The organism is Bartonella sp. AD328YNZD (assembly GCF_042196425.1).
Window position 1 is genome coordinate 11,609 of the sequence record NZ_JBHIQG010000006.1, and the last position, 12,286, is coordinate 23,894.

A 12,286-nucleotide genomic window follows, 5' to 3' on the forward strand; every position below is an offset into this window, starting at 1 on the left:
CTCAATATGGCGGCTTTTCAGCTTTGTGCCCTTTATCTCAAAATTTATGCAAATTTAAAAAAAACCAATGGTTTTTTAAACTTTGATGATCTCATTGAGCGCACACTCCATTTATTGCAACGTGAAGGTGCAAGCCAATGGGTGCACTATAAACTTGATAAGGGTCTTGATCATATTTTGCTTGATGAAGCACAAGATACGAACCCTGATCAATGGAAAATTATTCAATTTTTAGCGCAAGAATTTTTTACAGGTCATAGTCAACGTGACAATATACGTACTCTTTTTGCTGTTGGAGATGAAAAACAGTCTATTTATTCCTTTCAGGGCGCTGCACCAGAAAATTTTGCTGCAAATGGGAAAATTATTCAAAAAAAAGCACAACAAGCAAAGCAGAAATTCGAAAAAATACAACTGCATTACTCTTTTCGCTCTACAGCAGATGTTCTTAAAAGCGTTGATCTTGTTTTTGAAACACCAGAAAATTATAAAGGGCTTTCGGCAGAAAATACAAAAACCATACACGAAGCTATCCGTACTCACAGTCCAGGTGAAGTTATTTTATGGGATGCTATTTCTAAAGAAAAAGACGAATTTCCTGATGATTGGCATGTAACTGTTGATCATTTAGATACACCAGCAGTACGTTTGGCAGAAAAAGTTGCTGAAACTATTGCAGGCTGGTTACAAAAAGGAGAAATGCTTCCAGCAAAAGGGCGGTTATTGCGTGCTAGTGATATTATGGTTTTGGTTCGTAAGCGTGATCAATTTGCCCTAGCGCTTTCTCGTGCCCTTAAACAACGCAATATACCTGTCGCTGGTGCAGACCGTTTACAACTTACTAAACATATTAGTATCCGTGATTTAATGGCACTTGCGCGTTTTGTTTTGCAGCCACAAGATGATCTTTCTCTTGCTTGTGTTTTAAAAAGTCCCCTTTTTGCTCTTAGTGAAGAGGAACTCTATCTGCTTGCCGCACAACGCACTGGCTCTCTTTGGCAAAGTTTGTGTACGCATACATCATCGCGGGTATCTTTTAAAGATGCTTTTGAAAAGCTGAACCATTATCGTACTTTAGTGGATAAAATACCAGTCTTCGAATTCTATAGCCATATTCTGAATAATGATAAGGGAAGACAAAAAATTTTAGCGCGCTTAGGCTCGGAAGCCAATGATGTGCTTGATGCTTTTATGGACTACACACTCGCGATTCAAAAAACGGGGTTACCAGGATTACAAGCTTTTTTGGAAACATTAAGTGTCAGTGAACCAGAAATTAAACGTGAGTTTGACCAAAATCATGAAGAAATTCGCATCATGACTGTTCATGCTGCAAAAGGACTGGAAGCTTCCGTTGTATTTCTGGTTGATCCTGGTAGTGCAATCTGGCATCCTCAGCATTCACCTCACTTGCTTGAAGTTCCCTTGAACAATGCACATTTGAGTGATCAACAAGCTTTTATCTGGTGCCCTAATGCAGAATTCGATACAATGCCCTCTAAACAAGCAATTTTGCGTTTAAAAGAGCGTGCTGAAGAGGAGTATAGGCGCCTTCTCTATGTAGGAATGACGCGTGCTGAAGATCGATTGTTTGTTTGCGGGTATAGCGGTGAACGCAATAATCCTCATACGTGGCTACAATTGGTAAAGAAAGCTCTCAAACCGCATGCAGTTCCCATTAAGGGTCCTGCAGAAGATATTGCAGCTTGGCGTTATTGTATCACAGATTCTTCTTCTGCCTCAATAAATCAGGAAGCCTCTCGTTCTGAGTGCCAAACACTTCCACCTCTACCAGATTTTTTCTCTCATAAAGTACCAGCAGAACCAATTCTCCCAAAACCGTTAAAACCCTCAGTAGCGAGCCTTTCTATTGAAGCTGATACAGAACCTTCCTCAAGTCCAAAACAATTTACTATTTCACCTGTTTTAGGAGAAACGAACACAAACAGAGCTTTTTCCATTGAGTACGGTAATCTCATTCACCGATTGTTACAATATTTACCCGATTGTCCCCCACAAAAACGTCGAGATTATGCTCAAAACTATCTCAATATCAAAGCCTCTCATTGGCATGAGAGCCAAAGAGAAGATGCTCTTTGCCATATTTGGAAAATATTAGATCATGTTTATCTCAAACCCCTTTTTTCTGAGCATTCACGTGCTGAGGTTTCCTTAATGGGCATTGTAAAAATTCGTGGAAAAGAACAAGTAATCTCTGGTCAAATTGACCGTCTCTACATCACGCAAAACAGCATTATCTTTGCCGATTTTAAAACGGGAACCCCACCAGAAAATGAAGCCGCTATTGCTTCCCATCATTGGTTGCAAATGGCTCTTTATCGAAAATTATTGCAAGCTATTCATCCCGATAAAGATATACAAGCTCTGCTTATCTATAGTAAAGAAGCCAAAATTTTCAAACTTTCTCCAGAAAAACTTGAGGCATTTCTTAGTGAAGTTGCCTTATAAGTTAGTCTTTTCCTTGCAAAGCATTTTTACACTTTATTTACTTTCATAAAATCGCTCAAACAAACACAACGCACAATCTCTGATGTAAAAAAGTCCTTTAATAATTTATCTTTGCAATAACTTGATATGAATTGTTATTATACCAATCTATAAAAAGTGAATATAAAGGATAAATCAATGACGTGTATAAAAGTTGATAAGGATAATTTCGAAAGTGAAGTTCTAACCTCTTCCACCCCTGTTGTGGTTGATTTTTGGGCAGAATGGTGTGGCCCTTGCAAAGTGATTGCTCCAATTTTGGATGAAATTTCAATAGAAATGCAAAATCAAGTTAAAATTGCTAAGGTAAATATTGATGAAAATCCGGAACTGGCTACCCAATACGGAGTACGTTCTATCCCTACATTACTAATGTTTAAAAATGGAAATATTTCATCGAATATGGTTGGCGCTACCTCTAAAGGACGTCTTTCTGAGTGGATAAAAAATGGCCTTAGTTAATGCCATACACAGTAACGATAAAGGAGAGAAATTTTAGTCTCTCCTTTTGATTTTTTTACATTCCTTTTCTGTAATACATTGTAATAGCAATTCAATTAAATCAAAAATTCAAATGATTTTAAGAATCCACACTGTTATACGTAATTCAATAGATCATTTTTTATCAAAAAATTGTCCTGTATGAACAATGTAGGCAATTCCTTGTTTATATGCGTGCCAACGAATATTTAAGTGAATGATATTTTCTTCTTAGATAAGACTATTGAGATAGATAGTGCTTTCAACACATAAAAGGAGATTTTAAGCAAAAACTTTGCAAATTACTTTTTTGAAGCTCACAATTTTTAAGCAGAAAGAAACAAGCAATTCACTACAGGTTATATAATGCTCTTCTAAAGGGTTACCACTTCAATTTAAAATTCTCTTATACTATTCTCTAAAATCAAAATTGTAGGTATCAGATTCTCTAAAATAAATTGATGAATTCCTATAAATTAACGACTGTTCTTTGCAATTTATGTCATTGTTATATGAAAGAGTCAGCATTTCACTTCATCTTCCATGGTTGGTGCCTCCATTGAAGCCTTCTTTATGTTGTCCATCATCTCAAATTTCATAGGTAGTACTGAGGTATTATCAAATTAAAAATGATGATGTCCATGTTTTTTTTAAAATGTACGAATTGCGAAAGACTGTTGCAAACATTCAATGGAATGTTGCGCTGATTTAACTGTTACATGACGCCCATGTTCTTTATAATGTAAGGTGAGTGCAAAAGTGGCAAGCTCTAAAAGAGCTGTATTTCTTTCTGGCCATTCAACAAGTAAAATATTTTTCTCACGAGTTTCATGAAGCCCTAATTCATCAATTTCTTCTGCCATAGAAAGGCGATAAAGATCAGCATGAATAATTTCAAACTTTGGAAGTTGATAGCTTTGCACAAGAGTAAAAGTAGGGCTTGGAACATCCATAGTGTTATCGTTCGCAAGTGTTTGAATGATTGTACGTGCAATGGTTGACTTTCCAGTTCCAAGATCTCCTTGCAGCGTTACAAGATCTCCTGGCTTTAAAGAAAGAGCTAAATTTTGTGAAAAAAGCTTTGTTGCCTCTTCATTTTCAAGAAAAAAACTAAAATTCATTAAAAGTTCCATGAAATGGATGAAAAATTTTTGTTATCATAAAGGTTAAAATTAAAAAATCGTATCTCCTTTGGAGAGTGGGAAAAAACATTTAACTGTTGTTCCTTTTCCAGAACCGGTAAGAATTTCAACATGTCCACCGTGTAGTTCAACGAAACTTTTTACAAGGGAAAGGCCAAGACCCGCTCCCGCACGCCCACCATGGTGTGAATGGGAAGAAAAACGTTTAAAAATACGATCAAGGACATCTTCTGGGATGTCAGAGCCCTGATTGTGAACGCTAAAGACAATGTTATCATCTTGTTCATCAACGCAAAATTCAATAGTACTCGCCTCCGTTGCAAAATTAATAGCATTACTCAGGACATTCACAAAAATTTGATGCAAGCGCTTTTCATCAGCAGAAATAGAATTTAAGGAAGGAGAAATTTGTTGTAAAAGCGTAATATGACGTCCATTAAGGCGATCTTCTACACGTGCTACTGCTTGTATCATAGCATCGGCAATGTTAACCGATTTTATGTCCAACTCCATAATGCCTGCATCAAGGGTAGCAAGATCAAGAATATCGTTAACAATATTTAAAAGAGTTCCTGATTCTGAATGAATGTGTTCAAGATATTCTTGTTGACGTTCATTGATAGAACCGAAAATTTGATCACGTAAAATATCGGAAAATCCAATAATATTGGTGAGAGGTGTGCGTAATTCATAAGAAACATGTTGGACAAATTCATTACGCAAACGATCAGCACTTTCTAATGCTTCATTTTTTTCTTGAAGAGCACGCGCAATATGGACAGTGTCCGTAACATTCACAAAAGTAAGCATCGTTTGTCCATTAGGAAGAGGGACCAGAGTATAGTCAATAATCATATCATTTTTAAGATCTATACGACCTGAAAATGTTTCACGTTTTTCAGCAAAACCGGTAATGAACTTGGTAAATTGATCCCATTCTTGCCCCAAGGTTAAGGCTGAACAATGGCTTTGTAACTGTGTAATATGGGTTCCTTCTACCAGTAAATTATAAGGAAGAGACCACAATTTCGACAAGGCAGGATTCGATAAGCGAAGGCGTCCATCAGTACCAAAAACGACCACACCTTCAGAAAGTTTATCAAGTGTTTCACCTTGTATTTTAATAAGTGTATTATAACGGCGCTCAAGATCAATTTTTTCGGTAAGGTTTTCGTAAAGCCAAGTGACACCTCCTTGTGGATGAGGGTTCGAGACAACACGCACCGTACGCCCATCTGGAAGATTCCAAATTTGTTGGTTCGATTCTGTTTGCCAATAGGCTTTTAAAAGTTCTTCTTTCCATGCGCGCCAATCAGGGTGTTCAGCAATGAGCCCCTTTTCACGTAAACGTTCAAGAAACAATGTATGGCTTGGTTCACTTTCTAAAAAAGAACTCTCCAACGGCCATAAAATTTTGAAAGCGTGATTACAGAATTTTAATTTTTGGTTTGTATCAAAAATGGCTACAGCTGTTGAAATTTGGTCAAGTGTTTCACAATGACTTTGAAGAACATATCTTAATTCATGAGCAAGATTTTCATAGGCGCTGTCATCACGTGCAAAAGCTGCCATCCCTTCAGCTGTTGTAATACGTGTGAGATGAAAACGGTGCCGTTCTCCACCAATAACCGTATGAACATGTTCTTGAAAAATTGTTTCTGTTTCATCTGTTTTGCGTTGTGTATTTTCATTGAAAAGATCCCCCACGTCATCACTGTCTTCACGAAAGTCTGTCATTTCTCTAAAGGCGCGATTGATAAAACAAACTTTTCCTTCACAATCTTTTATCCATACGGGCTCTTGAATAAGATCAAGAAGATTACGCTGCATTCTCAGTTCAGTAAGAAGGCGGGCGATATCTTTCTGTAAACGAGCATTTTCACTCTGTTGTTTTGAGATATCTTGAAAACGAGCAATGGCGACTGTTCCTGCGATGACTCCTGTAACTTGTAGCAGTACATTGTTTGTGGTGGTGATAGAAAGATCAAAAGGGTGACATTTACAACGGAGTTGAGTCAATGCATAATCAAGTTCTCGCAGAGAATTTTCTTCAACCCAGAGCTCAAAACGCTGAAAATCTTTCTGATCGATTCCTATTTTTTGCAATGTGGAAAGAGCACCAACAACATGGGGTAAGGTTGTTGGATTTTCCCAAATAAGAAGGAATTGCTCGGTTTCTTCCAGAAGCCATTCATAATATTTAAGTTTTTCAGAAAAATTTGCCTGAATTATCTTCAAAGGCTTCTGTGCAGTTTTTTTTGCACGCACGGTAACAGCTATACATGAGAGAAGTGAAGCACAAGAAATTCCTCCACACAGCGCTAAAAGCAGCCATGGACCATTCGGCAAAGTGAAGAAAAATGGTAAATAACCTTCCAATGACTGAGAAAAAGCGCATGTTGGAGAAAAAAAGAAAAAAAGGCAAAGTATATACGTATAGATTCGGATCTCTTTTTGAGTTTTTTCTTTGGGGTTATAGTCACCAAAGCTGAGCACGACATCTTTCCCTTTTTTAACCCAAGGAAACGTATTAGTAACGGTAATGGTTTGGTTTATAAGGTCCTTGTGGTGAGACTCCAATATAAGCGGCTTGTTCTTCTGATAAAACACTTAATTTTATTCCTAACCGATCCAGATGTAGACGTGCAACCTTTTCATCAAGATGTTTAGGCAAAACAGTGACTTCATTTGTATAGTGTTCTGTACGGGTAAAAAGTTCAATTTGCGCTAAAACTTGATTGGTAAACGAAGCTGACATGACAAAAGAAGGATGCCCCGTCGCATTGCCGAGGTTTAACAATCGTCCTTCAGAGAGCAAAATGATGCGTTTTCCATCGGGAAAGGTGATCATATCAACTTGTGGTTTAATATTCGTCCATGGCAAATTTCTAAGGGCAGCGACTTGGATTTCGTTATCAAAATGACCAATATTTCCAAGAATACACATATCCTTTACTTGTCGCATATGATCTAAACGAACAACATCTTTATTGCCTGTTGTCGTGATGATAATATCAGCACTGGAAGCAGCATCATCCAAATTAACAACTTCATAGCCATCCATAGCGGCTTGAAGAGCGCAGATAGGATCAATTTCTGTTACTTTAACACGAGCCCCAGCACCAGAAAGAGATGCTGCTGAACCTTTTCCTACATCACCATAACCACAGACAATGGCAGTTTTACCAGCGATCATCACATCTGTTCCACGTCGAATACCATCGACCAATGATTCTTTACATCCATATTTATTATCAAACTTTGATTTAGTGACGCTATCATTAACATTAATAGCAGGAAAAGGTAGAAGTCCTTCTTTTTGTAACTGATAAAGACGGTTTACACCTGTTGTGGTTTCTTCGCTTACACCTTTAATTGCTGCGCGCTGTTGTGTAAAAAAACCTGGCGTTGCATCCATACGCTTTTGTATTTGTTTGAAAAAAATTTCTTCTTCTTCTGTTTTGGGATGCGATAAAATATCTTTATTTTGTTCTGCACGACTTCCCATTAAAATATAGTTTGTGGCGTCAGCTCCATCATCTAAAATAAGATTGGAAGGATTACCATCTGGCCATTGGAAGATTGCATCTATATAAGTCCAATATTCTTCCAATGTTTCACCCTTAACGGCAAATACAGGAATGCCAGTTGCGGCGATAGCTGCTGCTGCATGGTCTTGCGTAGAAAAAATATTGCTAGAGCTCCACCGTATATCGGCGCCAATTGCTTTTAATGTTTCAATTAAAACAGCTGTTTGAATTGTCATATGCAATGAGCCAGAAATACGCGCTCCGCGCAAAGGTTGGCTGGAAGAAAACTCCTTACGACAAGCCATCAAACCAGGCATTTCAGTTTCAGCAATATCAAGTTCTTTACGACCATAAGCGGCAAGTGCAATATCTTTGACAACAAAATCTTGAGCTGCCATTCTTCATTCCTTTAAAATAATTTTTTCCAAGACGGTAGGAGAAATTAAAAAAAAATGCAAGACAAGAAGAGGACTTCTTTATGTGAAAAAGCTCTTTTAAAATCTCCATAAATTTGTGCAACAAATATGCATTTATGGATCTGAGTAGTGATGTTACTGACAGAGTAGGAGATCTTCATGATAAGTTTTATTATATAAACAAAATTCTATCCTTTTCACGTAACTTTAAAGCTTTTAAAAGTTTCCAGAGGGAATACCTTTTAAATAATAAAAATGGTGCATTGCTTTACAGTTTTTATATCGATTTTTATGGGATAATATCGAAAGTAGTATACTCGTATTCTACTCACTTATGCGGTTTTTGAAAAAGGAAGAATTACTTTAATCTCATTATTAAGCTTTTTGGCAAAATAATATAAATGCAAAGCCATAGATTATCATGTTTATGGATAGGCAGTTCAGGATCGGTTCTTTAGGATTCCAATGTTGCACCTGCTCTTGGATAAAGACAGTTTATAAGAAGTGCTTTTCTCCTGTTTCCAACAGTTTTTATCAAAATACTATAGATGTGCGAGGAAACATGTTTTGTGATACTAAATGGAGCATTAAAAATGCAAAAACATCACTCTATTGAACACTCTGATTTTAAAACCGCTAACAACGCACTATGAATTATAAATCAAATAATTAACTCAGTTTTAGAAGAATTTATTCTAGACGAGTAGGTTTTGGGAAAATTGACCATGTGGACGAAATCGCCAGAGATAACTTGGCAAGAATGCAGTCATTGCTCTAGGAGTAATTCCTACTCCTTCTAGAGTATATCCATTCTCTATAGCTTCTTTAGAAACAATGTTATCCATTTGCAAAAAGCGTATTTGATTGGCTGTTACGAGCGTTGGCACAAGAGGCAACTTACCAATCGTTCCTAAAACTCCTCCAATCAATAGACCGACAGAAAGAGGCATAGATAGGATTGTTTTTTTACGATGAATGATTTTAAGTATATTTTCAAGAGCATTTTGGAGGGTGATAATCTGGGGACCACCAAGATCATATTTTTTTCCCCAAGCTACCTGTCCATCTAAAGCACGTGCTATAAACTCAGCAACGTCACCAACATATACGGGTTGCAATTTGCTTTTCCCACCTCCAAAAAGAGGCATAATTGGTAAAAAACGTGACAAATCTGCTAAGGTATTAAAGAAACAATCTTCTGGTCCAAAGATAATGGATGGACGTATAATAATTGCCTGAGGATTCTTGTTATGAATGATTTGTTCACCCATAAACTTAACACGTGCATAAAGACATGCAGTGTTTTCGCTAGCCACAAGAGTCGACATATAGATGAGAGGAATACCAGCTTCTACTGTTAATTCAGCAACATTGTAAGCACCATCAATTTGTGTGCTTTTAAAATTCGATTGATTTGCTTGTTTTAAGCTACCGGGTAAAAACACTGCTGCATCAGCTCCAAGCAATGCGCGTGCAACAGAGGCACGATGCTTGATATCTGTTTTAAGCATTTGGGTTTGTCCTACTTCTCCTATTTGTAGCATGTAATAAGCTTTTTGTGGACAACGAACAGCGATGCGAACGCGATATCCCCGCTTAGTCAAAGTTTCAACGACATGTCGTCCTACAAAACCGGATCCGCCAAAAACAGTAATGAGTTTAGGATGTTGATAAAGTGCACAATCAAGTTGCATGATTAAAAGGTCTATCTTTCAAAGCTTTAAAAATAGCTAATTATCTAGCACGGTGGTGTCTTATTGTCACGCAAAATATCACCCGCAAGATAAAGAGAACCACTAATAAGGACAATAGCCTCTTTATATTCCATTTTAATTTTATGCAAAGCATCTTGTAGATGTGCTTGTGGAGTAGCAAAGATTCCTGCTTTTTGGGCTGATTCAGCTAAGTTTATTGGAGAGAGACTGGCGTCATTGTTAATAAGCGGTATCGTATATACTTTATCGACAAGGTTTGCTAAAGGACGAAAATAACCGACAGCATCTTTGGTATTAAGCATGCCAGCAATCATAATAATGGGACGATCTGTTTTTTTTCTCCATTGTGTAAGTTCTGCCGCAATAACTTTTCCTGCAGCAGGATTGTGACCACCATCTAACCATAAATCAATATCAGGAGATAGTTGATCAACCAAAAGCCCTTGGGTAAGACGCTGCATTCGTGCGGGCCAATAAATATTCTTCAAAGCGTCATTTATGGTTTGTTCTGAAAGTTGAAAACCCGCTTGATAAACTGCTTCAAGAGATGCACCAGCATTAGCAATTTGGTGGTCTCCAATAAGGTTAGGAAGAGGAAGGTCCATGAGACCTTGATGGTTTTGAAAAACCATACGTCCATGTTCTTTATAGCTTTGATAATCTTGATCAAAGAGAGCATAAGATGCTTTATTTTTATCGGCAAGGGGTATTAAAGTAGCAAGAGTTTCTTCATAATTCTGCTTTCCGATGACCACTGGAACGTTTGGTTTTATAATCCCCCCTTTTTGAAAAGCGATTTGAGCAATTGTGTTTCCAAGAAAATTCTCATGATCATAATCAATGGGCATAATAAGCGATACAGCTGTTTTGTTAACGACATTGGTAGCATCAAAACGTCCTCCCAATCCAACTTCTAAAATAACAACATCAGCTGGATGTATACTAAACAGCATAAAGGCAGCGGCTGTAAAAATTTCAAAAATAGTAATCGGCTCTTGACGATTTACTTTTATAATTTCACGGATTGTCTCTGCCAATTGGTTTTCTGTAACAAGTTGACCACCTCCTTTTTGACCTAACCGGCAGCGTTCATTCCAGTTGACAAGATGAGGTGAGCTATAAACATGAACGCAGTATCCTTCACTTTCCAAAAGAGCACGACAAATTGCGGAGGCAGATCCTTTGCCATTTGTTCCAGCGATGTGAATAACAGGTGGAAGTTTTAAATGTGGATTACCAAGACGCTCTAAAAGGTGAACAATACGCTCTAAAGAAAGATCAAATTTTTTCGGATAATTTTTTAGTAAATCATCCACCACCCTTTGTATTTGACTTTGTTGCATAAACTTAAGCTGCTTTTGTCCTAGAAAGCGATGTTTGAGAGTCTGTTGGGGATGGATCGGAAGGGTTAAAAACAGCAGGGCGTTTCATCATCAAGCGTAAAATACGCGCAATTGTTGTTTTCATTTCTAAACGCGATACAACCATATCAATCATACCATGTTCAAGCAGATATTCACTACTTTGAAACCCTTCTGGTAGGGTTTCACGTATCGTTTGTTGAATCACACGTGGACCAGCAAAACCAATCATAGCGCCAGGTTCGGCAATGTGAATATCACCAAGCATGGCGTAAGAAGCAGTAACACCACCGGTGGTTGGATTAGTCAGCACAACAATATAGGGAAGTTTTGCTTCTTTCAACATTTCAATCGCTACTGTTGTACGGGGCATTTGCATCAATGAGAGTGTTCCTTCTTGCATGCGTGCACCACCAGAAGCAGTAAAAAGAACCAAAGGGCATCTTTCGGCAATGGCAGTATCAAAAGCTTTGATAATAGCTTCTCCTGAGGCCATACCGAGTGATCCCCCCATAAAGGCGAAATCTTGAACGGTTGCAATAATTGGCAAACCCTCAATCGTACCGCGTGCACTCAAAATGTTGTCCTCAACACCGAGTTTAGAACGGTACTCTTTTAACCGATCAATATAGCGTTTTTCGTCGCGAAACTTTAAAGGGTCTGTCACAACTTTTGGATTTTCAAGAGCTGTATAAATACCATCATCAAAAAAATGCATGAGACGATTTTTGGCACTGATACGCATATGATAGCCAGAATTAGGAGCCACAAATTGATTGGCTTCCAAATCTTTATGGAAGATCATTTCACCACTGGTAGGATCTTTAATCCATAGATTTTCTGGAATTTCACGGCGTCCCAATATAGAATTAATTTTAGGGCGAACATAATTTGTAATCCAGTTCATCTTTATAACCTTCCTTTAAAATATTATACACCTTTTGCATGATTTGAAAGAATATAGAATTTAAGCAGTCACATTTGCTTTGCCGGCTGACCAAACGAGTCTATTTAATACTTTTATCAGTATACGTATAGCTCTCACTCCACTGTTTTTTAATTTTTCCAATTTTACAACAATCATATGCATGAAGAGTATTTCCTATAACAAACTTCTCAGAAGTTTTAAGAACT

8 protein-coding genes are annotated in these 12,286 nt (G+C 37.5%); 2 read left to right on the top strand and 6 right to left on the bottom strand.

The window, feature by feature from the left end:
• Together addA and trxA are read left to right on the top strand one after the other, a co-directional pair.
• Nucleotides 1–2,469, top strand: a 2,469-nt coding sequence (addA, locus tag ACFIO3_RS00800) for a double-strand break repair helicase AddA (RefSeq protein WP_375704023.1), incomplete at its 5' end; no start/stop codon positions are given.
• Between the two features lie 177 nt (nt 2,470–2,646).
• Nucleotides 2,647–2,970: a thioredoxin gene (gene trxA / locus ACFIO3_RS00805; RefSeq protein ID WP_375606117.1), complete on the top strand. Its 324-nt coding sequence runs from the start codon at nt 2,647–2,649 to the stop codon at nt 2,968–2,970.
• Between the two features lie 668 nt (nt 2,971–3,638).
• On the opposite strand, the gene tsaE is transcribed toward trxA, so the two are convergent.
• From tsaE to accD, 6 genes are all read right to left on the bottom strand, one after another.
• The gene (tsaE, locus tag ACFIO3_RS00810) at nt 3,639–4,109 is read right to left on the bottom strand and encodes a tRNA (adenosine(37)-N6)-threonylcarbamoyltransferase complex ATPase subunit type 1 TsaE (RefSeq protein ID WP_375606118.1); all 471 of its coding nucleotides are present in this window, start codon (nt 4,107–4,109) and stop codon (nt 3,639–3,641) included.
• A 51-nt stretch (nt 4,110–4,160) separates the two neighbouring features.
• Nucleotides 4,161–6,626 (bottom strand): ATP-binding protein, encoded by a 2,466-nt coding sequence (locus tag ACFIO3_RS00815; RefSeq protein WP_375607923.1) that lies wholly within the window; start codon nt 6,624–6,626, stop codon nt 4,161–4,163.
• Between the two features lie 34 nt (nt 6,627–6,660).
• Complete coding sequence (ahcY, locus tag ACFIO3_RS00820) at nt 6,661–8,058, bottom strand: adenosylhomocysteinase (RefSeq protein WP_375606120.1); 1,398 nt, start codon at nt 8,056–8,058, stop codon at nt 6,661–6,663.
• A gap of 713 nt (nt 8,059–8,771) precedes the next feature.
• Nucleotides 8,772–9,770 carry a complex I NDUFA9 subunit family protein gene (locus ACFIO3_RS00825; protein WP_375606121.1) on the bottom strand — a complete coding sequence of 333 codons (999 nt, stop codon included), beginning with the start codon at nt 9,768–9,770 and terminating at the stop codon, nt 8,772–8,774.
• Between the two features lie 44 nt (nt 9,771–9,814).
• Entirely contained in the window at nt 9,815–11,134 is a 1,320-nt protein-coding gene (locus ACFIO3_RS00830; RefSeq protein WP_375606122.1) for a bifunctional folylpolyglutamate synthase/dihydrofolate synthase, read from the bottom strand.
• A 4-nt stretch (nt 11,135–11,138) separates the two neighbouring features.
• Complete coding sequence (gene accD, locus ACFIO3_RS00835) at nt 11,139–12,059, bottom strand: acetyl-CoA carboxylase, carboxyltransferase subunit beta (protein ID WP_375606123.1); 921 nt, start codon at nt 12,057–12,059, stop codon at nt 11,139–11,141.
• Between the last annotated feature and the right edge of the window lie 227 nt (nt 12,060–12,286).

Bases quoted from the DNA above. Each gene is read 5' to 3' on its own strand.
- accD (WP_375606123.1), bottom strand. From the start codon at position 12,059: ATGAACTGGATTACAAATTATGTTCGCCCTAAAATTAATTCTATATTG.
- ACFIO3_RS00830 (WP_375606122.1), bottom strand. From the start codon at position 11,134: ATGCAACAAAGTCAAATACAAAGGGTGGTGGATGATTTACTAAAAAAT.
- tsaE (WP_375606118.1), bottom strand. From the start codon at position 4,109: ATGAATTTTAGTTTTTTTCTTGAAAATGAAGAGGCAACAAAGCTTTTT.
- ACFIO3_RS00825 (WP_375606121.1), bottom strand. From the start codon at position 9,770: ATGCAACTTGATTGTGCACTTTATCAACATCCTAAACTCATTACTGTT.
- ahcY (WP_375606120.1), bottom strand. From the start codon at position 8,058: ATGGCAGCTCAAGATTTTGTTGTCAAAGATATTGCACTTGCCGCTTAT.
- trxA (WP_375606117.1), top strand. From the start codon at position 2,647: ATGACGTGTATAAAAGTTGATAAGGATAATTTCGAAAGTGAAGTTCTA.